Source organism: Pseudomonas sp. NFIX28, assembly GCF_900107395.1.
Classification (GTDB): Bacteria; Pseudomonadota; Gammaproteobacteria; order Pseudomonadales; family Pseudomonadaceae; genus Aquipseudomonas.
In genome coordinates this window covers 74,512-99,244 of record NZ_FNPW01000012.1, presented here as the reverse complement: position 1 = coordinate 99,244, position 24,733 = coordinate 74,512, and the positions used below count along the sequence as shown (strand labels likewise).

The window sequence follows — 24,733 nt, the reverse complement described above, 5'->3', positions numbered from 1 at the left end:
GGGTTCCGGGGCTGGCGCATGGCCGGCAGGTCGGAACCGCTCTGGCAAAAAATCCGCCAAGGTGCGCAGTTTAGCGTGCCAGGCGTGAAATTCGAGGCTGTTTTTTCATTTGCGACGGATTAATCGCGGCAGATTTAAAGCCCGCTCTGTCAGGGGCTTGACCGCATCGGCTATGATATCCGTTTTGATTTATCAGGCCGCACCGGCCGCGCACTTGTACGTTCAAGGATCCTATGAGCAAGCCCACTGTCGACCCTACCTCGAATTCCAAGACCGGACCGGCCGTGCCGGTCAACTTCCTGCGCCCGATCATCCAGGCGGACCTGGACTCGGGTAAGCACACGCAGATCGTGACCCGCTTCCCGCCGGAACCCAACGGCTACCTGCACATCGGTCACGCCAAGTCGATCTGCGTGAACTTCGGGCTGGCCCAGGAATTTGGCGGCGTCACCCACCTGCGTTTCGACGACACCAACCCGGCCAAGGAAGACCAGGAATACATCGACGCCATCGAAAGCGACGTCAAGTGGCTGGGCTTCGAATGGTCCGGTGAAGTGCGCTATGCCTCGCAGTATTTCGACCAGCTGCACGACTGGGCGGTGGAACTGATCAAGGCCGGCAAGGCCTATGTCGACGACCTGACCCCCGAGCAGGCCAAGGAATACCGTGGCAGCCTGACCGAGCCGGGCAGGAACAGCCCGTTCCGCGACCGTTCGGTGGAAGAGAACCTGGACCTGTTCGCCCGCATGAAGGCCGGCGAGTTCCCGGACGGCGCACGCGTGCTGCGGGCCAAGATCGACATGGCCTCGCCGAACATGAACCTGCGCGACCCGATCATGTATCGCATCCGCCATGCGCATCACCACCAGACCGGCGACAAGTGGTGCATCTACCCGAACTACGACTTCACCCACGGCCAGTCGGACGCCATCGAAGGCATCACGCATTCGATCTGCACCCTGGAGTTCGAAAGCCATCGCCCGCTGTACGAATGGTTCCTGGAAAACCTGCCGGTGCCGGCACAGCCGCGCCAGTATGAATTCAGCCGCCTGAACCTGAACTACACCATCACCAGCAAGCGCAAGCTCAAGCAACTGGTGGACGAGAAGCACGTCAACGGTTGGGACGATCCACGCATGTCCACGCTGTCGGGCTTCCGTCGCCGTGGCTATACGCCGAAATCGATCCGCAACTTCTGCGAAATGATCGGCACCAACCGTTCCGACGGCGTGGTGGACTTCGGCATGCTGGAATTCAGTATCCGCGACGACCTCGACCAGAGCGCGCCGCGCGCCATGTGCGTGCTGCGCCCGCTGAAAGTCGTGATCACCAACTACCCGCAAGGCCAGGTCGAGAACCTCGAGCTGCCGCGCCACCCGAAAGAAGACATGGGGGTGCGGGTCCTGCCGTTCGCCCGTGAAATCTACATCGACCGCGACGACTTCATGGAAGAGCCGCCAAAGGGCTACAAACGCCTGGAGCCGGCTGGCGAAGTGCGCCTGCGCGGCAGCTACGTGATCCGCGCCGACGAGGCGATCAAGGACGCCGACGGCAACATCGTCGAGCTGCGCTGCTCGTACGACCCGGACACCCTGGGCAAGAACCCGGAAGGGCGCAAGGTCAAGGGCGTGATCCACTGGGTGCCGGCCGCCACCAGCGTCGAATGCGAAGTGCGCCTGTACGATCGCCTGTTCCGTTCGCCGAACCCGGAGAAGGCCGAAGACAGCGCAAGTTTCCTGGACAACATCAACCCTGACTCCCTGCAGGTCCTCACTGGTTGTCGTGCCGAACCCTCGCTGGGCAACGCACAGCCGGAAGACCGTTTCCAGTTCGAGCGCGAAGGCTACTTCGTCGCGGATATCAAGGACTCGAAACCGGGCGCACCGGTATTCAACCGTACCGTGACCCTGCGCGACTCCTGGGGTCAGTGATCAGTTAAGGAACTCCTTGTGCTAACGATCTACAACACGCTCACCAAGAGCAAAGAAGTCTTCAAGCCGCTCGATGGCAACAAGGTGCGCATGTACGTGTGCGGGATGACCGTGTACGACTATTGCCACCTGGGCCACGGCCGCAGCATGGTCGCCTTCGACCTGGTGACCCGCTGGCTGCGCTTCAGCGGTTATGACCTGACCTATGTGCGCAACATCACCGATATCGATGACAAGATCATCAATCGGGCCAACGAGAACGGCGAGTCGTTCGAAGCCTTGACCGAGCGCATGATCGCGGCGATGCACGAAGACGAAGCGCGCCTGAACATCAAGAAGCCGGACATGGAACCGCGCGCCACGGATCATATTCCGGGCATGCACGCGATGATCCAGACCCTGATCGACAAGGGTTACGCCTACGCGCCGGGCAATGGCGACGTGTACTACCGCGTCGCCAAGTTCATGGGCTACGGCAAGCTGTCGCGCAAGAAGATCGAAGACCTGCGCATCGGCGCGCGGATCGAAGTCGACGAGTCGAAGCAGGACCCACTGGACTTCGTGCTGTGGAAAGCCGCCAAGCCGGGCGAGCCGAGCTGGGAGTCGCCATGGGGCGCGGGGCGTCCGGGCTGGCACATCGAATGCTCGGTGATGTCGACCTGCTGCTTGGGCGAGACCTTCGACATTCATGGCGGCGGCAGCGACCTCGAGTTCCCGCACCATGAAAACGAAATCGCCCAGAGCGAAGCGGCCACCGGCAAGACCTACGCCAATGCCTGGATGCATTGCGGCATGATCCGCATCAATGGCGAGAAGATGTCCAAGTCCTTGAACAACTTCTTCACCATCCGCGACGTGCTCGACAAGTACCATCCGGAAGTGGTGCGTTACCTGCTGGTGTCGAGCCACTACCGCAGCGCGATCAACTACTCGGAAGACAACCTCAAGGACGCCAAGGGTGCCCTGGAGCGTTTCTACCACGCCCTCAAAGGCCTGCCGACTGTACCGGCCGCCGGTGGCGAAGCCTTCGTCGAGCGTTTCACCGAGGTGATGAACGACGACTTCGGCACGCCGGAAGCCTGCGCGGTGCTGTTCGAGATGGTGCGCGAGATCAACCGCCTGCGTGAGAGCGACCTTGATGCGGCGGCCGGTCTGGCGGCGCGCCTGCGGGAGCTGGCGGACGTGCTGGGCGTGCTGCAGCTGGAAGCCGACGACTTCCTGCAGGCCGGTGCCGAAGGCCGGGTCGACGCGGCGCAGGTCGAAGCGTTGATCCAGGCTCGCCTGGCGGCCCGTGCCAACAAGGACTGGGCCGAGTCCGACCGCATCCGCGACCAGATCACCGCCATGGGCGTGGTCCTGGAAGACGGCAAGGGCGGGACTACCTGGCGCCTGGCTGACTGATCGTTGTACTGGCGACAAACAGAAACCCGCCTTGCGCGGGTTTTTGTTTGCCTGCCATTTGATGGGGTTGCCCGGACAGCGTTACCGCGATGTGGCGCTCAACTCTCGAGCTGTCGCAAGCGCTTGTACAGGGTATTGCGACTCACCCCCAGGCGCCGGGCCAATAGGGAGATGTTGCCGCCCACCGCCTTGAGCTGGCGGTTCAGGTCGGCGCTGTCTTCCAGGTTGATATCGTCGGGCGCTGCATTTTCGGCGGCCGGCTCCATATCCAGGTCGACAAAAAAGTCGTCCGGCAGGTGCTCGGCGCGGATCGGCTGGTCTTCGGCCATGGCCAGCGCCACCTGCATCACGCTGCTGACCTGGCGCAGGTTGCCCGGCCAGCGATGGCGTTCGAACAATGCCTGGACTTCGCGGCTGAGGCCGGCCCATTGACCGGCCTCGCGGTGCTGTTCCCAGATGCGCTTGAACAGCGCCTGCTTGTCGCTGCGCTCGCGCAGGGGCGGCAATTCCAGGGTCAGGCCGCCGATACGGTAATACAGATCCTCGCGGAAACGCCCGAGTTGTACCTGTTCGCGCAGGGAGCGGTTGGTCGCCGAAATGATGCGTATGTCCACTGGAAACAGTTCGCTGCTGCCCACCGGCTGTACGCAGCGCTCTTGCAGCACCCGCAACAGCCGGGCTTGAGTCGGCAGGGGCATGTCGCCGATTTCATCGAGGAACAGCGTGCCTTTGTCGGCCTTGCGGATCAGGCCAATGCTGCCTTTCTGGTTAGCGCCGGTGAAGGCGCCTTTTTCGTAGCCGAACAGCTCGGATTCCACCAGTTCGGCGGGAATCGCCGCGCAGTTGACGGCGATGAATGCCTGTTTGCTGCGCGAGCTGGCCTGATGCAATGCCTTGACGAACACTTCCTTGCCGACGCCGGTTTCGCCGTGGATCAGCAGCGGGATGTCCTTTTCCAGCAGCCGTTCGGCCTGGCGCACGGCTTTTTCCACCCGGCTGTCGCCGAAGTGCAGGGTGTTCAGGCTGATGGCCTCGGGGCTGGCGGGAGCGGGGCGGGTAGGTGCTTCGGCGAACACCCGGGCCTGGATCGGCACCTGCCTTGGGCGCTTGAGCAGGCAATGGAAGCGGTTGCGGCCGGCGGCCTGCAGGGCGAAGGGCAGACCTTCGGGCTGGTTGAGCAATTCCAGCAGCGAGACCTTGAACAGGTTTTCAATGCCGACCCGCGACAGGCTGATGCCCAGCAAGTTGTCGGCGCGACGATTGGCCGAGAGCACCTGGCCGCTTTCATCGAAGATCAGCAGGCCGGCCCACTGGCTGTCGAGGTTATTCAGGCCGGTGTTGAAGGTCAGCTGGAAATGCCGGCCCTCGAACAGGTTGAGGATCAGCCGGTTCTCCACGGTCTGGCTCATCATCTTGACCATGCCCAGGGTGTGGGACGGCGGCAGGTAGCTGTCGCTGGACACGTCCAGCACCGCGATCACCCGGCGCTCGGCATCGAAGATCGGCGCGGCCGAGCCGGTCATGAAGCGGTTGGCCTTGAGAAAGTGTTCGTCGTGCTCGATATGCACCGCCTGCTCGCAGGCCAGGGCGGTGCCGATGGCGTTGGTCCCGCTGCAGTGTTCCAGCCAGCTGGCGCCGGCGCTGAACCCCCGGGCCAGGCTGGGTTCGATAAAGCGCTGGGTACCCCAGGAGGTCAGCACCTGGCCCTGGTTGTCGGCGAGCATGATCAGGCAATTGGAATTGCTGAGGATGTTTTCGTAGTAGGGCAGGACTTCCTGATGGGTGGTCTGCACCAGGGCATGCTGGCTTTCCAGCAACTGGGCGATGCGCTCGGCGGGCAGTTGGTCGAAGGCCGGCGCGCTTTGGTGGTTGAGGCCAAAAGCCCGGCAGCGACTCCAGGAGTCCTTGATGATGGTCTCGTGAGACAGCGGTGAGGCAGGTGCGCTCATGGCGGTAGGTCTCTGAAAACGCTTTTATTGTTGTTATTGGCCTGTGCCCGGGTATAGCCGCTGGCGCCGCCTGCGATCGAGCTGGGCGGCATTCCGACGTAGCGCTCGCAAACCAGGCATCGCGATTTGTCTGGTTGACCGCGTCGTTCACTTTGCCAGTCCTGCGGCCTCGATCGCAGCCTGCGCCAGCGGCTACAGGTAGCGTTTACGGGCAAAAGCGTCCATCCAGTGTTGTTCACTCTTGTTCATTGTCAACCGCCAGACTGTTCAGTTGTTCAGTGCGGGTTGTTCATTTCTGTTCAGCTGTGAACCTTCCAATAGCCTGTCTTTTAATAAATATCAGGCTTATCAGTGGCTTGGTTCGGGGGCACGGTTCTGGCACGAAAGTCGCTCTGCTGCTCCGGTCGCTTGACTCCAATAATAAAAAAGGCCGAGCCATGTCATTAACGCTGGAGCACGTCAGTCGTGTCGTCGAGGGCCAGGCCTGGATCGATGACATTTCGCTGCGCTTTGAACCCGGTTCCTTCAATGTCTTGCTGGGGCGCACGCTGTCCGGCAAGACCAGCCTGATGCGCCTGATCGCCGGGCTCGACAAGCCCGCCAGCGGGCGCATCCTGATGAGCGGCGTGGACGTCACCGGGCGCCCGGTACGGCTGCGCAATGTGTCGATGGTCTATCAGCAGTTCATCAACTACCCGACCATGACCGTGTTCGAGAACATCGCCTCGCCGTTGCGCCAGGCTGGCGTCGCGGCAAACCTGATCGAGAGCAAGGTGCTGGAGACGGCGAAGATGCTGCGCATCGAGAAGTTCCTGCAGCGCCACCCGTTGGAGCTGTCCGGCGGCCAGCAGCAGCGAACGGCCATGGCCCGGGCGCTGGTCAAGGATGCCGAGCTGATCCTGTTCGACGAGCCGCTGGTCAACCTCGACTACAAGCTGCGCGAAGAGCTGCGCCAGGAGATGCGCGAGCTGTTCCAGGCGCGCCACACCATCGCTATCTATGCCACCACCGAGCCCAACGAGGCGCTGGCCCTGGGCGGCACCACCACCATCCTCCACGAGGGGCGCCTGGTGCAGAGCGGCAAGACCGCCGAGGTCTATCACCAGCCGCAGACGGTGCTGGCCGCAGAGCTGTTTTCCGAGCCGCCGATCAACCTGATGCCAGGGCGCATCGCGGGCAATGAAGTGAGCTTCGCCAATTTCGTGCATTTTCCGTTGAACGTGGATTTGCGCCCAGTCGGCGAGGGCGAGTTCCGCTTCGGCGTGCGGCCCAGCCACATCTCGCTGGTGCCGAGCAATGACGACGACCTGGAGCTGGCGGTGACCGTCGAGGTGGCGGAAATCAGCGGCTCGGAAACCTTCCTCCATGTGCGCAACGAACACTTCCTGCTGGTGTTGCACTTGCCCGGGGTGCACGAATACGACGTCGATGCACCGATCCGCATTTACATCCCTACCCATAAATTGTTCGTCTTCGATGCCCAGGGCCGTCTGGTCCAGGCGCCGGGACGGCGCGTCGCGAGGGTTGCCTGATGGCCGAGATCCGTTTGCACAACCTCGCCCACAGTTACACCAGTACCCCGGCCGGCCCCGAGGACTATGCGATCCGCGAGATGAACCACATCTGGGAGCAGGGCGGCGCCTATGCCTTGCTCGGGCCGTCCGGCTGCGGCAAGTCGACTTTGCTCAATATCATTTCCGGGTTGCTCAGCCCTTCCCAGGGGCAGGTGCTGTTCGATACCCGGGTGGTCAACGAGTTGACCCCGGAGAAGCGCAACATCGCCCAGGTTTTCCAGTTTCCGGTGGTCTACGACACCATGACGGTGTTCGACAACCTGGCCTTCCCGCTGCGCAACCAGGGCCTGGCCGAGGCCAAGGTGCACAGCAAGGTGCAGGAGATTGCCGAGGTCCTCGACCTACAGGCGCTGCTGAACAAAAAGGCGCGCAACCTCAGCGCCGACGAAAAACAGAAGGTCTCCATGGGCCGCGGCCTGGTGCGCGACGACGTTTCGGCGATCCTGTTCGACGAGCCGTTGACGGTGATCGACCCGCACCTGAAGTGGAAGCTGCGGCGCAAGCTCAAGCAGATCCATGAGCAGTTCAACATCACCATGGTCTACGTCACCCACGACCAGCTCGAAGCCTCGACCTTCGCCGACAAGATCGCGGTGATGTACGGCGGCCAGATCGTCCAGTTCGGCACCCCGCGGGAGCTGTTCGAACGGCCGAGCCACACCTTTGTCGGCTACTTCATTGGCAGCCCGGGAATGAACCTGATCGAAGTCCGGGCAGAGGACGGCGGTGTCGGCTTCGCCGGGACCCATCTGGCCTTGCCCGAGGCGTTGCAGCAGCGGATTGCCGAAACCGATTACCGGAGCCTGAAAGTCGGCATCCGCCCAGAGTTCATCCATGTCTGGGACGAGCCCTACGAAGAGGCGCTGCAAGCCGATGTGGTGCATGTCGAGGACTTGGGCACCTACAAGATCATGACCCTGGACCTCGACGGCGCCGCCTTGAAAGTGCGACTGGCCGAAGATAAGCCGGTGCCGCAGGGCAGGGCCTGCATCAGCTTTCCCGCGCAGTGGCTGATGGTCTACGCCGACGAATACCTGCTGGAGGCCCAGGCCTCGAACGAGGTTCAGCCATGAACAAAGTGCAGAACAACAAGGCCTGGTGGCTGGTATTGCCAGTGTTCCTGCTGGTGGCCTTCAGTGCGGTGATCCCGATGATGACCGTGGTCAACTACTCGGTGCAGGACATCTTCGACCAGTCCAGCCGCTATTTCGTCGGCGCCGACTGGTACCGCCAGGTGTTGCTCGATCCGCGCCTGCACGACTCGCTGCTGCGCCAGTTCATCTACTCGGCCTGCGTGCTGCTGATCGAGATACCCCTGGGCATCGCCATTGCTCTGACCATGCCAAGCAAGGGGCGCTGGTCGTCGGTGGTGCTGATCATCCTCGCCATTCCGCTGCTGATCCCGTGGAACGTAGTGGGCACCATCTGGCAGATCTTCGGTCGCGCCGACATCGGCCTGATGGGCTCGTCGCTCAATGCCCTGGGCATCAACTACAACTACGCGGCCAACACCATGGATGCCTGGGTCACGGTGCTGGTGATGGACGTGTGGCACTGGACCTCACTGGTGGCGCTGCTCTGCTATTCGGGGCTGCGGGCGATTCCGGACGTGTATTACCAGGCGGCGCGCATCGACCGGGCTTCGAACTGGGCGGTGTTCCGCCATATCCAGTTGCCGAAGATGAAAAGCGTGCTGCTGATTGCCGTGATGTTGCGCTTCATGGACAGCTTCATGATCTACACCGAGCCGTTCGTGCTCACCGGTGGCGGGCCGGGCAACGCCACGACCTTCCTTAGCCAGACCCTGACCCAAATGGCGATCGGCCAGTTCGACCTGGGCCCGGCCGCGGCGTTCTCCCTGGTGTACTTCCTGATCATCCTGCTGGTGTCCTGGCTGTTCTACACCGCCATGACCCACTCCGACGCCAATCGCTGAGGACGGCCGCCATGACCAAGCGCAAGCTGATACCGCTGCTGATCTACATCCTGTTCCTGCTGGTGCCGATCTACTGGTTGCTCAACATGTCGTTCAAGAGCAACAACGAGATCCTCGGCGGCCTGACCCTGTGGCCCCAGGAGTTCACCTGGCACAACTACCAGGTGATCTTCACCGACCCCAGCTGGTACACCGGCTACCTCAACTCGCTGTACTACGTCAGCCTGAACACGGTGATTTCCCTGAGCGTGGCGCTGCCGGCGGCCTACGCCTTTTCGCGCTACCGCTTCCTCGGCGACAAGCACCTGTTCTTCTGGTTGCTGACCAACCGCATGGCGCCACCGGCGGTGTTCCTGTTGCCGTTCTTCCAGCTGTATTCGTCCATCGGCCTGTTCGATACGCACATTGCCGTGGCCCTGGCCCATTGCCTGTTCAACGTGCCGCTGGCGGTGTGGATTCTCGAGGGCTTCATGTCCGGGGTGCCGAAGGAAATCGATGAAACCGCTTACATCGACGGCTACAGCTTTCCCAAGTTCTTCGTGAAGATTTTCGTCCCGCTGATTGGCTCGGGGATCGGCGTGACGGCGTTCTTCTGCTTCATGTTCTCCTGGGTCGAGTTGCTGTTGGCGCGGACCCTGACCTCGGTGAATGCCAAGCCGATCGCGGCGGTGATGACCCGCACGGTGTCCGCTTCGGGTATCGACTGGGGAGTGCTGGCGGCGGCGGGGGTGCTGACCATTTTGCCGGGCATGCTGGTGATCTGGTTTGTTCGCAACCATGTGGCCAAGGGCTTTGCCCTGGGCCGGGTATGAGGATCCGTTGATGGAATGGATGAACTGGACCGCCCCGACGGCGGCATTCTTCGGCGTCATTGCCCTGATTCTCGCGGGCATGACCGGCTGGGAGCTGCGCTCGCCGAGCGTCGCGCGGCGTGGCTTGTTGCCGATTGCCACCACCCGTGGCGATCGTCTGTTTATTGGTCTTCTCGGCAGCGCCTACCTGCATCTGCTGGTAATCGGCGTCACCGACTGGAGCATCTGGGTGGCGTTCGTGCTGTCCCTGGTGTGGCTGTTGGCTGTGATGCGTTGGGGCTAGCCGGGCGCGTGCGCGGTGGTCCTGCTTCGAAATTCAACCGGGAGGTCTCTATGTTCGACAAAAACAATAAGCTGCGACATAGCATTTCATTGGCGGCCATGCTGGCCCTGAGCGGCTTGAGCGCGACGGCCTGGGCCGACGCCTATGAGGACGCCGCGAAAAAATGGATCGGCAGCGAGTTCAAGCCATCCACCCTGACCGCGGAACAACAGCTGGAAGAACTGAAGTGGTTCATCAAGGCGTCCGAGCCGTTTCGCGGAATGAAGATCAACGTCGTCTCGGAAACCATCGCCACCCATGAATACGAGTCCAAGGTGCTGGCCAAGGCCTTCAGTGAAATCACCGGGATCAAACTGACCCACGACCTGCTGCAGGAAGGCGACGTGGTGGAGAAGCTGCAGACCCAGATGCAGTCGGACAAGAATATCTATGACGGCTGGGTCAACGATTCGGACCTGATCGGCACGCACTTGCGTTATGGCAAGACCGAATCCATCACCGACCTGATGGCCAACGAAGGCAAGGACTTCACTTCGCCGACCCTGGACATCAAGGATTTCATCGGCATCTCCTTCACCACCGCGCCGGACGGCAAGATCTACCAGTTGCCCGACCAGCAGTTCGCCAACCTGTACTGGTTCCGTGCCGACTGGTTCGAGCGGCCGGAGTTGAAGGCCAAGTTCAAGGAAAAGTACGGCTACGAGCTGGGCGTGCCGGTGAACTGGTCGGCCTATGAGGACATCGCCAAGTTCTTCAGCGAAGACGTCAAGGAGATCGACGGCAAGCGGGTCTACGGGCATATGGACTACGGCAAGAAGGACCCGTCCCTGGGCTGGCGCTTCACCGATGCCTGGTTCTCCATGGCCGGCGGCGGCGACAAGGGCTTGCCCAACGGCTTGCCGGTGGACGAGTGGGGGATCCGCGTCGAGAACTGCCATCCGGTGGGCTCCAGCGTGACCCGCGGCGGCGACACCAATGGCCCGGCGGCGGTGTTCGCCACCACCAAATACGTCGACTGGATGAAAAAGTACGCGCCACCGGAAGCGGCGGGCATGACCTTCTCCGAATCCGGGCCGGTGCCGTCCCAGGGCAACATCGCGCAGCAGATCTTCTGGTACACCGCCTTCACCGCCGACATGACCAAGCCGGGCCTGCCGGTGATGAACGCCGACGGTACGCCGAAATGGCGCATGGCGCCTTCGCCCAAGGGGCCGTATTGGGAGGAGGGTATGAAGCTGGGGTATCAGGACGCGGGCTCCTGGACCTTTCTCAAGTCCACCCCGGAGAAACAGAAACTCGCGGCCTGGCTCTATGCCCAGTTCGTGACCTCGAAAACCGTGTCGCTGAAGAAAACCATCGTTGGCCTGACGCCGATCCGCGAGTCGGACATCAACTCCCAGGCGATGACCGACCTGGCACCGAAGCTCGGTGGCCTGGTGGAGTTCTATCGCAGCCCGGCCCGCGTGCAGTGGACCCCGACCGGCACCAACGTGCCGGATTATCCACGCCTGGCGCAGTTGTGGTGGAGCCATATCGCCGAAGCGGCCAGCGGCGAGAAAACCCCGCAACAGGCGCTCGATGGCCTGGCCAAGGACCAGGACGCGATCATGACCCGCCTCGAGCGCTCGAAGGCCCAGGCCACCTGCGCGCCGAAAATGAACCCCGAGCGCGACGCGCAATATTGGTTCGACCAGCCAGGCGCGCCGAAACCGAAACTGGCCAACGAAAAGCCCAAGGGCGAGACCGTGAGCTACAACGAACTGCTCAAGTCGTGGGAGGCGGCGCGCAAGTAAATTGTGGGCGCTGCAATGCGCAACGGCACCTTCGGGTGCCGTTGTGTTTTGGGAGTGGTTGTTGTGCTGTCAGGGTAATCGCTGTCGTGGGAAGACCTGATGTCGAAGGATCACGTAACGCCGCTTGCCGGTAGGAGCGAGGCTTGCCCGCGATGATGTCCCTCGAACCGCCGCAGGTCTTCAGGCCAGTGCTGCCAGGCGCTCCACCGTATCGGGAAAACGCTGTACCAGGCGGATCAGGGTGGTGGCCTGAGCGTTGGGTTTTGCCCGTCCTTGCTCCCAGTTCTCCAGGGTCCGGGTATTGGTGCGCAGGTACATGGCAAATACCGATCTGGACAGGTTCAGCTGTTCGCGCACTGCCAGCACTTCTTCGGCGGTGATCGGTAGCAATGCACTCAGCTTGACCTTGTGGCTGCGCAGCGTGACCTTGCCTTGGCGCTCTTTGGCCAGGGCGTCGAAACCTTCGACCAGTTCGGAAAAGATGTCACGTTTCATGATGGGTCCTTGCCTCGACTTCTCTGTTCAACAGTTGCTTGAGCAGTTTTTTCTGTTGGGGTGTCAGGTCGTTCTGCTCGTTCTTTGCGTAAAGGGTGAAGAGCCAGAACTGGGCGCCTCCGGACCACCAGTAATAGATCACCCGGATCCCGCCGCGTTTGCCCTTGTGCCTTCGCTCATCGACAAAACGGATCTTGCGCAAGCCACCGGTTCCCTCGATGAGATCTCCGGCTTCGGGGGCTTTGAGCAATTCAAGCTGCAGGCTACGAAAAAGCTCGTCGTCCAGATAGTCCTGTCGATAGCGCTGGAACGGGGGTAGCTCGATAAAAAGTGCGTCCATGCTCTGTACGTAACCTGCGTATATATTTGATTGGATAGATCAAGAGGTCAAGGTCTTGCGCATGACGCTCGTCGCCTTTAATGACCTTAGACTTCGCAAGCAGGATTAGAGGTAGGACGTGTCTGTAAAGCCTGAAAGGCAATTCCTTTCAGAAGGAAGGGGAGGGGATTTTCTCTGCAAAACAAAACGGCGCCCGAAGGCGCCGTCTTGTTTTACCGCGGGTGCTGCTTGAGCGATCAGCCCGCCAGGCCGGATTGCTGGACCAGGATCAGCAATGGCTGTGGGTAGACGCCGAGGAAGAACGCCAGGACCGCGATGGCCAGCAGCATCACGCCGCCGGCTTTCTGTTCCCAGTGCAGCTGGGCGTCGACGCGGCGCAGATTCGGCTCGATCAGGTACAGGGTGACCATGACGCGCAGGTAGTAGAACACGCCGATGGCGCTGCCCAGTACCAGGGAGCCGACCAGCCACCATTGGTGCGCTTCGACACCGGTGGCGATGATGTAGAACTTGCCGATGAAGCCCGCGGTCAGCGGGATGCCGGCCAGGGACAGCATCATCACGGTCAGCACGGCGGTCAGGTACGGACGGCGCCAGAACAGGCCACGGTATTCGTACAGGGCATCCGCGTCGCGACCCTTGTAGGGCGACGACATCAGGGTGATCACGCCGAAGGCGCCGAGACTGGTGATCACGTAGGTGACCAGGTAGACGCCGATGGCCTCCATCGCCAGGCCTTTGCTGGCCACCAGGGCGATCAGCAAGTAACCGAAGTGAGCGATGGACGAGTAACCCAGCAGACGCTTGAGGTTGCTCTGGGTCAGCGCCAGCAGGTTACCGAACAGGATCGAGGCAATGGCGATCACGGTCAGCACGGTGTTCAACACACCGCTGCTGGCAACCGGCGAGATCTGGAACAGACGCACCATCACTGCGAACACCGCCACTTTGCTCGCGGTGGCCAGGAAGGCCGCCACCGGCGCCGGGGCGCCTTCGTAGACGTCCGGGGTCCACAGGTGGAAAGGTACCAGCGACAGCTTGAACGCCAGGCCGATCAGCATCATGCCCAGGCCCAGCTGGGCCAGCGGGCTAGGCAGGCCGGTCGCGGCCAGGGCCTGGCCGATGCCGTTGAAGCTCAGGCTGCCGGCTTCGGCGTAGAGCAGGGCCATGCCGAACAGCAGGAACGCGGAACCGGCGGCCGACAGCACCATGTACTTGATGCCGGCTTCCAGCGAACGCTTGTTGAAGAAGGCATAAGCCACCAGGCCGTAGACCGGAACCGAGAGCAGCTCCAGGCCGATGAACAGGCCGGCCAGGTGCTGCGCGCTGACCAGTACCAGGCCACCGGCGGCGGCCATCAGGATCAGCAGGTAGAGTTCTTCGCGGTTGCCCGGGTAGCCGGTGCCGCCGTCGCCCAGGTAGGCATGGGCGAGGGTGACGCAGGCCAGGGTGGCCACCAGGATCAGTGCCATGTACAGGCAGGCGAACTGGTCGATCTGCAGCAGGGGAGTCACCGCCAGCGGGGTGACTTTCAGGGCCGGGAGGATCGACAGCAACGCCAGGTTCAGACCGGCGACCGACAGCAGGAAGGTTTGCGAATGGTTGCGACGCCAGGCGATTGCCAGCATCACCACAATGATGGTGAGGCTGGTGATCAACAGCGGCGCAAGCGCAATAAAGTGTTGAATCGTAAAGTCCATAGCGCTCTTACCGGGCCGAAGCGAGTTGAGTGAAGGCGGTACCGAGCCATTGCTGCACGCCACTCATCGTAGCGGCAGAGGTATCGAGGAACGGTTGCGGATAGACGCCGAGGTACACCAGCAGCGCTGCCAGGCCGAGCACCATGATCAGTTCGCGAGCATCCATGCCATGCAGGACCGCGTCCGACTTTGCCGGGCCGAAGTAGGCACGGTGGATCATGATCAGCGAGTAGACCGAACCGAACACCAGGCCGGACGTCGCGATGGCAGTGATCCAAGGCGCGCTGGCGAAGGTGCCGATCAGGATCAGGAACTCGCCGACGAAGTTGCCGGTACCCGGCAGGCCCAGCGACGCCGCGGCGAAGAACAGGCTGATGGCCGGCAGGTAGGCGATCTTCGACCACAGGCCGCCCATTTCACGCATGTCGCGGGTGTGGGTGCGCTCGTACAGCTGGCCGCTGAGGATAAACAGTGCCGCCGCCGACAGGCCATGGGCCAGCATCTGGATCACCGCGCCTTGCAGGGCCTGCTGGCTGCCGGAGTAGATGCCGATCAGCACGAAGCCCATGTGCGAAACGCTGGAGAACGCGATCAGACGCTTGATGTCGGTCTGGGCGAAGGCCAGGAAGGCGCCGTAGAAGATCCCGATCAGACCCAGGGTCATGGCGATCGGCGCGAACTCGGCCGAGGCATTCGGGAACAGCGGCAGGGCGAAACGCAGCAGGCCGTAGGCCGCGGTCTTCAGCAAGATACCGGCGAGGTCGACGGAACCGGCGGTCGGCGCCTGGGCGTGGGCATCCGGCAGCCAGGAGTGGAACGGTACCACCGGCAGTTTCACCGCGAAGGCGATGAAGAAGCCGAGCATCAGCACGTATTCGGTGGTGGTCGACATCTTGGTCTTCAACAGGTCGGCGTAGTTGAAGGTAATCACGCCGGTGTCGTTGAAGTTGACCAGCACCAGACCGAGGATCGCCACCAGCATGATCAGGCCGGAAGCCTGAGTGAAGATGAAGAACTTGGTCGCGGCGTAGATCCGGGTTTTCTTGCCGTCCGAAGAACTATGACCCCAGAGCGCGATGAGGAAATACATCGGCACCAGCATCATTTCCCAGAAGAAGAAGAACATGAACAGGTCGAGGGCGAGGAACACGCCGACGACGCCGCCCAGGATCCACATCAGGTTCAGGTGGAAGAAGCCCACGTGACGCTGAATCTCTTTCCAGGAGCAGAGGACCGACAGCACGCCCAGAAGGCCGGTCAGCAGGATCATCAACAGCGACAGGCCATCGAGGGCCAGGTGCACGTTGATGCCGAAGCGCTCGATCCAGACGTGCTTGAACTCCAGGGTCCAGGTCGGATCGGCACCCGGTGCCGGAGCGAATGAATAGTCGCCATGGGCCCACAGCCAGAGGCCGAGAGCGAGTTCCAGGGACATGGTCAGCAGCGCAATCCAGCGGGGGAGGGTGGCGCCGAAGCGCTCACCCATCCAGCACAGCAGGCCGCCGATGAAGGGGATCAGGATTAGCCAAGGCAGAATCATGACGGGCTCAATTCCTTTCGCAAGTTCGCAAGGTTCATATCAGACCGCTACCAGCACGACGGCGCCGATAACCAGCACGGCACCAGCAGCCATCGAGGCGGCGTACCAACGCAGTTGACCGGTTTCCGTACGGCTCAGGGAGTTGTGACCCCCTTTGGCCAGGCGCGGGATCAGACCGATGGTCTGGTCGAGCGGGTCTTTGCGCAGTACATGGCTGATCGCCAGATATGGCTTGACGAACAGTTTGTCGTAGATCCAGTCGAAGCCCCAGGCAGCGAACCACCAGGCCGAGAGGAGGCGGCCGATGCCGCTGTTGGCGATGGCGGTGACGAAGCGACGCTTGCCGAGGAACAGCAGCGCGGCCAGCAGGATACCGGCGATGGCGATGGCGCCAGACGCCAGTTCCAGGCTGTGCTTGGCTTCGCCGCCGGCATGGCCGACGCTTTGTGGCAGCACGCCGTGCAGCGGCGGGGTGATCATGGCGCCGACCGCGGTCGACAGAATGATCAGCACCGACAGCGGCAGCCAGTGGCTGATGCCATGGCCGGCGTGGGCTTCGGTCTTGGCTTCACCGTGGAAGGTGATGAAGATCAGGCGGAAGGTGTACAGCGAGGTCATGAACGCACCAACCAGACCGGCGTACAGCAGGCCGTGGTTACCGCTGGCAAAGGCTTCCCAGAGGATCTCGTCCTTGGAGTAGAAACCGGCGGTGACCAGCGGCAGAGCCGCCAGGGCCGCGCCACCCACGATGAAGCTGGCGTAGGCCAACGGCAGTTTCTTCCACAGGCCGCCCATCTTGAAGATGTTCTGCTCATGGTGGCAGGCAACGATCACCGCACCGGAAGCAAGGAACAACAGCGCCTTGAAAAAGGCGTGGGTCATCAGGTGGAAGATCGCGCCGTCCCAGGCACCTACGCCCAGGGCTAGGAACATGTAGCCGATCTGGCTCATGGTCGAGTAGGCGAGGATCCGCTTGATGTCGGTCTGCACCAGCGCGGCGAAGCCGGCCAGGACCAGGGTCACGCCACCGACGACACCCACCAGGTGCAGGATGTCCGGCGCCAGGGCGAACAGGCCGTGGGTACGGGCGATCAGGTAGACGCCGGCGGTCACCATGGTTGCGGCGTGGATCAGTGCCGAAACCGGGGTAGGACCGGCCATTGCGTCCGCCAGCCAGGTCTGCAGCGGCAGTTGGGCGGATTTACCGACCGCGCCACCCAGCAGCATCAGGGTTGCCAGGACGATCCAGAAGTCGCCGGCCTGGAACTTCGCAGGCGCCGCGACCAGCAGTTGCTGGATATTCAGGGTGCCCAGCTGCTGGTACAGGATGAACAGGCCGATGGCCATGAACACGTCGCCGATGCGGGTGACGATAAAGGCCTTGAGCGCCGCGTTACCGTTGGTGCGGTTGCTGTAGTAGAAACCGATCAGCAGGTACGAACACAGGCCCACGCCTTCCCAACCGAAGTACAGGAACAACAGGTCGTCGCCGAGCACCAGGAACAGCATGCTGGCGATGAACAGGTTGGTGTAGGCGAAGAAGCGCGAATAACCCTCTTCACCGCGCATGTACCAGGACGCGAACAGGTGGATCAGGAAACCCACGCCCACCACCACGCCGAGCATGGTCACGGACAAGCCGTCCAGGTACAGCGCGAAGGTCGGCTTGAAGTCGCCTACGGTCATCCACTGCCACAGCACCTGGGTGTAGTGGCCGCCTTCGGGCGGGGCGACGTTGAATTGCCAGATCACATAGGCCGCGACAATCGCCGACAGGCCGACGGAGCCGACGCCGATCAGGGCGGCAAGGTTTTCCGAGATGCGTCCACGGGAGAACGACAGCAGCAGGAAACCGATTAGGGGGAACAGGAAAGTCAGATAGAGAAGGTTCATCCGCGCATCTCGCTGGCAGCGTCGATATCGAGAGTGTGGAAGCGGCGATACAGCTGCAACAGAATCGCCAGGCCAATACTGGCCTCGGCGGCTGCCAGGCTGATCACCAGGATGAACATGACCTGTCCATCCGGCTGCGCCCAGCGACTACCGGCGACGATGAAGGCCAAGGCGGAGGCGTTCATCATTACCTCCAGGCTCATCAGCACGAAGAGAATGTTGCGGCGCACCATCAGGCCGACCAGGCCGAGGCAGAACAGGATGCCGGCTACGGCCAGGCCATGCTCTAGAGGGATAGTTCCGATAGTAGGCATGGTCTTACTCCTTCGCCTCGTTGCGGCCCAGGTGGAACGCCGTGACCGCTGCGGCGAGCAGCAGCATCGAGGCGAGTTCGACCACCAGCAGATAAGGACCGAACAGGCTGATGCCCACGGCCTTGGCGTCCACGGTGGTGTGGCCGATACCGGTACCGCTCTGGTGGCTGAACAGCACGTACAGCAGTTCCACCAGCAGCAGGGCGGCGAGCGCCACCGGCCCCAGCCAGATTCCCGGCTTGAGCCAGATGCGTTCCTGCTGAACCGAGGCAGGCCCCAGGTTCAGCATCATCACCACGAACACGAACAGCACCATGATGGCGCCGGCGTAGGCGATCACTTCCAGCACACCGGCGAACGGCGCGCCGAGGCTGAAGAACGTCATCGCCACGGCGATCAGCGAAATGATCAGGTAGAGCAGGGCGTGTACAGGGTTGGTGTTGGTGACCACGCGCAGCGTGGAAACAACGGCGACACCTGACGCGAAATAGAAAGCGAATTCCATCTTTCTTCCTTAAGGCAGCAAGCTCTTCACGTTGATCGGCTCGGCTTCGTTTTGCGCGGAGCCTTTTGGCTTACCGGCAATGGCCATACCTGCAACACGATAGAAGTTGTAATCAGGGTTCTTTCCGGGGCCGGAGATCAGCAGATCTTCTTTCTCGTAAACCAGATCCTGACGTTTGAACTCGGCCATCTCGAAATCCGGGGTCAGCTGGATCGCGGTGGTCGGGCAGGCTTCCTCGCAGAGGCCGCAGAAGATGCAACGCGAGAAGTTGATGCGGAAGAAGTCCGGGTACCAGCGACCGTCTTCGGTTTCAGCTTTCTGCAGCGAGATGCAGCCCACCGGGCACGCCACGGCGCACAGGTTGCAGGCTACACAGCGCTCTTCGCCATCGGGGTCGCGGGTCAGCACGATGCGGCCACGGTAGCGTGGCGGCAGGTAGACCGGCTCTTCCGGGTATTGCAGGGTGTCGCGCTTGCGAAAGCCATGGCCGAAGACCATCACCAGGCTGCGCAGTTGGGTACCAGTACCCTTAACGATGTCGCCAATATATTTGAACATGGGTCAAATCCTCACTGAACCGCGCCCGCTGGCGTGTTCAACAACACAAGCGCAGCGGTCACCAGCAAATTGATCAGGGTCAGCGGCAGGCAGAATTTCCAGCTGAAGTCCATCACCTGGTCATAACGCGGACGCGGGATGGACGCGCGCAGCAGGATGAACAGCATGATGAAGAACGCGGTCTTCAAGGCGAACCAGACGAAGGACAGTTGCGGCAGGATGCCGAACGGACCGTGCCAGCCACCGAAGAACAGGGTGACCAGCAGTGCCGAGATCAGGATGATGCCGATGTACTCGCCAACGAAGAACATGCCCCATTTCATGCCGGCGTATTCAATGTGGTAACCGTCGGCCAGTTCCTGTTCCGCTTCCGGCTGGTCGAACGGGTGACGGTGAGTCACGGCCACGCCAGCGATGAAGAAGGTACAGAAGCCGAAGAACTGCGGAATGATGAACCACAGGTTCTGCGCCTGGTAGTCGACGATGTCGCGCATGTTGAACGAACCGACCTGGGCCACGATGCCCATCAGTGCCAGGCCCATGAATACTTCATAGGACACGGTCTGGGCCGAGGCACGCAGGCTGCCGAGCAGGGCGAACTTGTTGTTGCTCGACCAGCCGGCGAACAGCACCGCGTACACCGACAGGCCGGCCATGGCGAAGAAGAACAGCAGGCCGATGTTCAGGTCCGCCACGCCCCAGGTCGGGGTGATCGGGATGATCGCGAAAGCGATCAGCAAGGCGCTCATGGCCACGACCGGTGCCAGGGTGAAGATCACCTTGTCGGCAAACGGCGGGGTCCAGTCTTCCTTGAAGAACATCTTCAGCATGTCGGCAGCGATCTGGAACATGCCGAACGGGCCGACGCGGTTCGGACCGTAGCGGTCCTGCCACCAGCCCAGCAGGCGACGCTCGACAAAGCTGAGCAGGGCACCGGCGACCACCACGGCCAGCATGATGACCAGGGCTTTGACGACTGCCAGGATCACGTCGATCACTTCAGGGGTGAACCAGGTCATTGCGCTGCCTCCTGCAGACCGTCAACGGATTTGCCAAAGATCGCCGGTGGAATACCCGCCAGGCCGGCCGGCAAGGCCACCAGGCCAGCGCCCAGTTCTTCGTTGATGCGCAGCGGCAGACGCAGGGTCTGGCCCGCCACCTTCACGGCGAGCAGCGCGCCATCGTTGACGCCCAGGCGATCGGCTTCCGACTTGGCCAGGGCAACATAAGCGGCCGGGATGCGTTCCTGGACCGGTGCGGCTTTCGAAGAGTTCTCTTCGCTGCCGAACAGGTGGTAGAACGGCACCGCCTGCCAGGTGCCCTGGGCAGGGGAGAAGGCGCGCGGCACGCTGGCGAACCAGCTGAGGCTGTCGCCCTGGCTTTCGATCAGGCGGGTGCCCGGATCGCCGGCACGCAGGTGACCACCGACTTCGTCCTGGAACTTGTTCCAGGCTTGCGGCGAGTTCCAGCCCGGCGACCAGGCGAATGGCACCTGGGAGCGAGGCTCGGCGGAGCCCGAGTAACCTTCCATGGAGAAGGCGAACGCGGTGTCCTGGTCTTGCGGAGTCCGTGGCTCGTGCACGCTGATGTCGGCGCGCATGGCGGTACGGCCGCTGTAACGCAGCGGTTCGCGAGCCAGCTTCAGGCCCTTGATGCGGAACGACGCCGAAGGCGCGGCATCGACGATCTGCGCCAGTTGCGGGTTGCTCTGGGCGCAAGCGGCGGTCACGTGGTCCAGCTGGGTCCAGTCCACCGGCTTGTTCAGCAGGGTAGCGCGCAGGGCATGCAACCAGCGCCAGCCTTCGTGAACCAGGATGCTGGCATCCATGTAAGTCGGGTCGAACACCTGGAAGAAGCGCTGGGCACGGCCTTCCTGGCTGACCAGGGTGCCGTCGCCTTCGGCGAAGCTCGCCGCTGGCAGGACCAGGTGCGCGCGATCGCTGGTGGCGGTCTTCTGGTGGTCGGCGACGATCACCACTTTCGCGGCGTTCAGCGCGGCATCGACCTTGGCAGCGTCGGTGCGGGTGTACAGATCGTTTTCCAGCACCACAAGGGCGTCGGCGCGACCATCGATGACCGCTTGCAGCGCCGCGTCCACCGATTCGCCACCGAGCATGGCCAGGCCGAGGCTGTTGGCTTCAGGCACGATCAGGCTGATGGAAGCGTTCTTCTCGCGCAGCTTCAGGGCCTTGGCGATGTTCGCAGCGGCTTCGATCAAGGCTTTGGAGCCCAGCGAAGTACCGGCGATGATCAGCGGACGCTTGGCGGCGAGCAGGGCATCGGCGATGCGCTTGGCCAGCTCTTGTGCTTCGGGGTCCAGGCCTTCGACGGCAGGAGCGCTGGCGTCCAGGGCGTGGGCCACGGCGAAGCCGATGCGCGCCAGGTCGTCGGGAGCGGCGTGCACGCACTCTTCGGCGACGTCGTCGAGCTTGGTTTCAGCCAGGCTTGCAATGAACAGCGGGTTCAGCGCGTGCTGGCCGATGTTTTTCACCGCGGCGTCGAGCCATGGCTGGACGCGCATGGCATCGGCCATTTCTTCGGCCTTGCCCTTGACCGACTGGCGCAGGGCCAGGGCCATGCGGGCGGCAGTCTGGGTCAGGTCTTCACCGAGAACGAACACGGCATCGTGGTCTTCGATGTCGCGCATGGTCGGTACTGGCAGCGGGCTGTTTCTCAGCACTTGCAGGACCAGGCGGATGCGCTCCAGCTCGGCGGCTTCGATACCGCTGTAGAAGTGCTCGGCGCCCACCAGCTCACGCAGGGCGTAGTTGCTTTCCAGGCTGGCGCGAGGCGAGCCGATACCGACGATATTGCGCCCGCGCAGCAGGTCGGCGGCCTTGTCGAGCGCCTGGTCCAGGGTCAGCTTGGTGCCGTCGTTCAGCAGCGGCTGGCGTGGACGGTCTTCGCGGTTGACGTAGCCGTAGCCGAAACGGCCACGGTCGCACAGGAAGTACTGGTTCACCGAACCGTTGTAGCGGTTCTCGATGCGCCGCAGTTCGCCGTAGCGCTCGCCCGGGGAGATGTTGCAACCGCTGGAGCAGCCATGGCAGATGCTCGGCGAGAACTGCATGTCCCACTTGCGGTTGTAGCGCTCGGAGTGAGTCTTGTCGGTGAACACGCCGGTCGGGCAGACCTCGGTGAGGTTGCCGGAGAACTCGCTTTCCAGGGTGCCGTCTTCAACGCGACCGAAATACACGTTGTCGTGGGCGCCGAACACGCCGAGGTCGGTACCGCCGGCATAGTCCTTGTAGAAACGCACGCAACGGTAGCAGGCGATGCAGCGGTTCATCTCGTGGGCGATGAACGGGCCGAGTTCCTGGTTCTGGTGGGTGCGCTTGGTGAAGCGATAACGGCGCTCGTTGTGGCCGGTCATCACCGTCATGTCTTGCAGGTGGCAGTGACCGCCTTCCTCGCAGACCGGGCAGTCGTGCGGGTGGTTGGTCATCAGCCATTCGACGACGCTGGCGCGGAAGGCCTTGGACTCTTCGTCGTCGATGGAGATCCAGGTGTTGTCGGTGGCGGGGGTCATGCAGGACATGACGATGCGACCGCGGGTGTCGTTCTCGTCGGTGTATTGCTTGACCGCGCACTGGCGACAGGCACCAACGCTACCGAGAGCGGGGTGCCAGCAGAAATAAGGGATGTCGAGGCCTAGTGACAGACATGCCTGTAACAGGTTGTCCGCCCCATCGACTTCGAGCGCTTTGCCGTCTACGTGGATAGTGGCCATGGTTCAAAGTTCTTCGTTGGCCCGGTGTCAGCGGGCGTGGCTAATGGAATCTTGGTGCTCGCCTGGCGCGTCGCGGCGTCTTCAGGCGATACGAGGGCGGCACGGACCACCCTCGTTCGATACGTTTACGCGCCGACTACGATCGGCCGGGCCAGGGGCGGGACGACGGCAGCACTGGTGGCTGCGATGCCGGCCTCGAACTCTGGACGGAAATACTTGATGGCACTGCCCAATGGCTCCACGGCGCCCGGTGCGTGAGCACAGAAGGTCTTGCCTGGGCCGAGGAAACCGACCAGACCCAGCAGGGTCTCGATATCGCCGGCTTGCCCTTCGCCTTTCTCGAGCGCGCGCAGCAGCTTGACGCTCCACGGCAGGCCGTCGCGGCAAGGGGTGCAGAAGCCGCAGGATTCGCGGGCAAAGAACTCTTCCATATTGCGCAGCAGCGACACCATGTTGATGCTGTCGTCGACCGCCATCGCCAGGCCAGTACCCATGCGGGTGCCGACCTTGGCGATGCCGCCGGCGTACATCTGCGCATCCAGGTGTTCTGGCAGCAGGAAACCGGTACCGGCGCCGCCTGGCTGCCAGCACTTGAGCTTGAAGCCATCGCGCATGCCGCCGGCGTAGTCTTCGAACAGCTCGCGCGCGGTCACGCCGAACGGCAGTTCCCACAGGCCAGGGTTCTTCACTTTGCCGGAGAAGCCCATCAGCTTGGTGCCATGGTCTTCACTGCCTTCGCGAGCCAGGGATTTGTACCAATCCACGCCGTCGCCGATGATCGCTGGCACGTTGCACAGGGTCTCGACGTTGTTCACGCAAGTCGGCTTGCCCCACACGCCGACGGCGGCAGGGAAGGGCGGCTTGGAGCGCGGGTTGGCGCGGCGGCCTTCGAGGGAGTTGATCAGCGCGGTTTCTTCACCGCAGATGTAACGCCCGGCGCCGGTGTGCACGAACAGCTCGAAATCGAAGCCCGAGCCCAGGATGTTCTTGCCCAGCAGGCCCGCGGCCTTGGCTTCTTCCACGGCGCGGTTGAGGTGCTTGGCGGCGGTGGTGTACTCGCCCCGCAGGAAGATATAGCCGCGGTAGGTTTTCAGTGCGCGCGCGCTGATCAGCATGCCTTCGATCAGCAGATGGGGCAGTTGCTCCATCAGCATGCGGTCTTTCCAGGTGTTGGGTTCCATTTCGTCCGCGTTGCACAGCAAGTAGCGGATGTTCATGGATTCGTCTTTGGGCATCAGGCCCCACTTCACGCCAGTGGGGAAGCCTGCGCCGCCGCGGCCCTTGAGGCCGGCGTCCTTGACGGTCTGGACGATGTCGTCCTGGGACAAGTCAGCAAAAGCCTTGCGCGCAGCGGCGTAGCCGTTCTTGGCCTGGTACTCGTCGAGCCATACCGGCTCGCCGTCGTCGCGCAGGCGCCAGGTCAGCGGATGAGTTTCCGGGCTGCGCTGGATGCGGTTGGCAGGGCCGAAGGATGTCAGGGTCATACGTAGCCCTCCAACAGTTTGGCCACGCCAGCAGGCTGCACGTCGCCGAAAGTGTCGTCGTCGATCATCAGCGCCGGGGCCTTGTCGCAGTTGCCCAGGCAGCATACCGGCAGCAGGGTGAAGCGGCCGTCGGCGGTGGTCTGGCCGAGGCCGATGCCCAGCTCGCTCTGGATCTGGCTGACCACGGACTCGTGGCCGCCGATGTAGCAGACCATGCTGTCGCAGACACGGATGATGTGACGGCCGACCGGCTGGCGGAAGATCTGGCTGTAGAACGTCGCCACGCCTTCTACGTCGCTGGCCGGGATGCCGAGGATCTCGCCGATGGCGTAGAGCGCGCCATCAGGCACCCAGCCACGTTCCTTCTGGACGATCTTCAGGGCTTCGATAGACGCCGCGCGCGGGTCTTCGTAGTGATGCAGCTCGTGCTCGATGGCCGAGCGCTCGGTTTCGCTCAGGGCGAAACGGTCTGTCTGGATAAGCGTGCTGTTCATG

21 protein-coding genes are annotated in these 24,733 nt (G+C 62.5%); 8 read left to right on the top strand and 13 right to left on the bottom strand.

Annotated elements, in window-relative coordinates:
* The first annotated feature begins 233 nt into the window (after window positions 1-233).
* Entirely contained in the window at window positions 234-1,931 is a 1,698-nt protein-coding gene (locus tag BLV20_RS21800) for a glutamine--tRNA ligase/YqeY domain fusion protein (RefSeq protein ID WP_092304527.1), read from the top strand.
* 18 nt (window positions 1,932-1,949) lie between these two features.
* Window positions 1,950-3,332 carry a cysteine--tRNA ligase gene (cysS, locus tag BLV20_RS21795; protein WP_092304526.1) on the top strand — a complete coding sequence of 461 codons (1,383 nt, stop codon included), beginning with the start codon at window positions 1,950-1,952 and terminating at the stop codon, window positions 3,330-3,332.
* A gap of 98 nt (window positions 3,333-3,430) precedes the next feature.
* Here the strand turns inward: cysS and BLV20_RS21790 are convergent, their stop codons facing one another.
* Window positions 3,431-5,281: a sigma-54-dependent Fis family transcriptional regulator gene (locus BLV20_RS21790; RefSeq protein WP_092304525.1), complete on the bottom strand. Its 1,851-nt coding sequence runs from the start codon at window positions 5,279-5,281 to the stop codon at window positions 3,431-3,433.
* Between the two features lie 437 nt (window positions 5,282-5,718).
* Here BLV20_RS21790 and BLV20_RS21785 point away from each other — a divergent pair, with 437 nt between their 5' ends.
* From BLV20_RS21785 to BLV20_RS21760, 6 genes are read left to right on the top strand one after another with little or no spacing between them, the layout of a single operon-like run.
* Window positions 5,719-6,813 (top strand): ABC transporter ATP-binding protein, encoded by a 1,095-nt coding sequence (locus tag BLV20_RS21785; RefSeq protein WP_092304524.1) that lies wholly within the window; start codon window positions 5,719-5,721, stop codon window positions 6,811-6,813.
* Window positions 6,813-7,928 carry an ABC transporter ATP-binding protein gene (locus tag BLV20_RS21780; RefSeq protein WP_092304523.1) on the top strand — a complete coding sequence of 372 codons (1,116 nt, stop codon included), beginning with the start codon at window positions 6,813-6,815 and terminating at the stop codon, window positions 7,926-7,928. The genes BLV20_RS21785 and BLV20_RS21780 overlap by 1 nt, the downstream gene beginning before the upstream one ends.
* The gene (locus BLV20_RS21775; protein WP_038577816.1) at window positions 7,925-8,791 is read left to right on the top strand and encodes a carbohydrate ABC transporter permease; all 867 of its coding nucleotides are present in this window, start codon (window positions 7,925-7,927) and stop codon (window positions 8,789-8,791) included. The genes BLV20_RS21780 and BLV20_RS21775 overlap by 4 nt, the downstream gene beginning before the upstream one ends.
* 11 nt (window positions 8,792-8,802) lie before the next feature.
* Complete coding sequence (locus BLV20_RS21770) at window positions 8,803-9,603, top strand: carbohydrate ABC transporter permease (protein ID WP_092304522.1); 801 nt, start codon at window positions 8,803-8,805, stop codon at window positions 9,601-9,603.
* A gap of 10 nt (window positions 9,604-9,613) precedes the next feature.
* On the top strand, window positions 9,614-9,886 hold the full coding sequence (locus BLV20_RS21765) for a DUF2160 domain-containing protein (RefSeq protein ID WP_092304521.1): 273 nt from the start codon (window positions 9,614-9,616) through the stop codon (window positions 9,884-9,886).
* A 50-nt stretch (window positions 9,887-9,936) separates the two neighbouring features.
* Entirely contained in the window at window positions 9,937-11,679 is a 1,743-nt protein-coding gene (locus BLV20_RS21760) for an ABC transporter substrate-binding protein (RefSeq protein WP_092304520.1), read from the top strand.
* Window positions 11,680-11,859: 180 nt separating this feature from the next.
* On the opposite strand, the gene BLV20_RS21755 is transcribed toward BLV20_RS21760, so the two are convergent.
* From BLV20_RS21755 to nuoE, 12 genes are all read right to left on the bottom strand, one after another.
* The gene (locus BLV20_RS21755) at window positions 11,860-12,174 is read right to left on the bottom strand and encodes a helix-turn-helix domain-containing protein (protein ID WP_092304519.1); all 315 of its coding nucleotides are present in this window, start codon (window positions 12,172-12,174) and stop codon (window positions 11,860-11,862) included.
* Window positions 12,164-12,514 (bottom strand): type II toxin-antitoxin system RelE/ParE family toxin, encoded by a 351-nt coding sequence (locus tag BLV20_RS21750; RefSeq protein ID WP_092304518.1) that lies wholly within the window; start codon window positions 12,512-12,514, stop codon window positions 12,164-12,166. Before BLV20_RS21750 ends, BLV20_RS21755 begins: the two co-directional genes overlap by 11 nt.
* 236 nt (window positions 12,515-12,750) lie before the next feature.
* Entirely contained in the window at window positions 12,751-14,214 is a 1,464-nt protein-coding gene (nuoN, locus tag BLV20_RS21745; protein WP_092304517.1) for an NADH-quinone oxidoreductase subunit NuoN, read from the bottom strand.
* Between the two features lie 7 nt (window positions 14,215-14,221).
* Window positions 14,222-15,754 carry an NADH-quinone oxidoreductase subunit M gene (nuoM, locus tag BLV20_RS21740; protein ID WP_092304516.1) on the bottom strand — a complete coding sequence of 511 codons (1,533 nt, stop codon included), beginning with the start codon at window positions 15,752-15,754 and terminating at the stop codon, window positions 14,222-14,224.
* A gap of 39 nt (window positions 15,755-15,793) precedes the next feature.
* Window positions 15,794-17,647: an NADH-quinone oxidoreductase subunit L gene (gene nuoL, locus BLV20_RS21735; RefSeq protein WP_092304515.1), complete on the bottom strand. Its 1,854-nt coding sequence runs from the start codon at window positions 17,645-17,647 to the stop codon at window positions 15,794-15,796.
* A complete protein-coding gene (gene nuoK / locus BLV20_RS21730) occupies window positions 17,644-17,952 on the bottom strand; it encodes an NADH-quinone oxidoreductase subunit NuoK (protein ID WP_092304628.1) in 309 nt (102 codons plus the stop codon). The genes nuoL and nuoK overlap by 4 nt, the downstream gene beginning before the upstream one ends.
* A gap of 13 nt (window positions 17,953-17,965) precedes the next feature.
* On the bottom strand, window positions 17,966-18,466 hold the full coding sequence (nuoJ, locus tag BLV20_RS21725) for an NADH-quinone oxidoreductase subunit J (protein ID WP_092304514.1): 501 nt from the start codon (window positions 18,464-18,466) through the stop codon (window positions 17,966-17,968).
* A 9-nt stretch (window positions 18,467-18,475) separates the two neighbouring features.
* The gene (nuoI, locus tag BLV20_RS21720; protein WP_003223795.1) at window positions 18,476-19,024 is read right to left on the bottom strand and encodes an NADH-quinone oxidoreductase subunit NuoI; all 549 of its coding nucleotides are present in this window, start codon (window positions 19,022-19,024) and stop codon (window positions 18,476-18,478) included.
* A gap of 11 nt (window positions 19,025-19,035) precedes the next feature.
* Complete coding sequence (nuoH, locus tag BLV20_RS21715) at window positions 19,036-20,043, bottom strand: NADH-quinone oxidoreductase subunit NuoH (protein WP_007929607.1); 1,008 nt, start codon at window positions 20,041-20,043, stop codon at window positions 19,036-19,038.
* Window positions 20,040-22,754, bottom strand: a complete 2,715-nt coding sequence (gene nuoG / locus BLV20_RS21710) for an NADH-quinone oxidoreductase subunit NuoG (protein WP_092304513.1) — start codon at window positions 22,752-22,754, stop codon at window positions 20,040-20,042. Before nuoG ends, nuoH begins: the two co-directional genes overlap by 4 nt.
* 125 nt (window positions 22,755-22,879) lie before the next feature.
* Entirely contained in the window at window positions 22,880-24,238 is a 1,359-nt protein-coding gene (nuoF, locus tag BLV20_RS21705) for an NADH-quinone oxidoreductase subunit NuoF (RefSeq protein ID WP_092304512.1), read from the bottom strand.
* The gene (gene nuoE / locus BLV20_RS21700; protein WP_007929184.1) at window positions 24,235-24,732 is read right to left on the bottom strand and encodes an NADH-quinone oxidoreductase subunit NuoE; all 498 of its coding nucleotides are present in this window, start codon (window positions 24,730-24,732) and stop codon (window positions 24,235-24,237) included. Before nuoE ends, nuoF begins: the two co-directional genes overlap by 4 nt.
* Window position 24,733 lies beyond the last annotated feature (1 nt).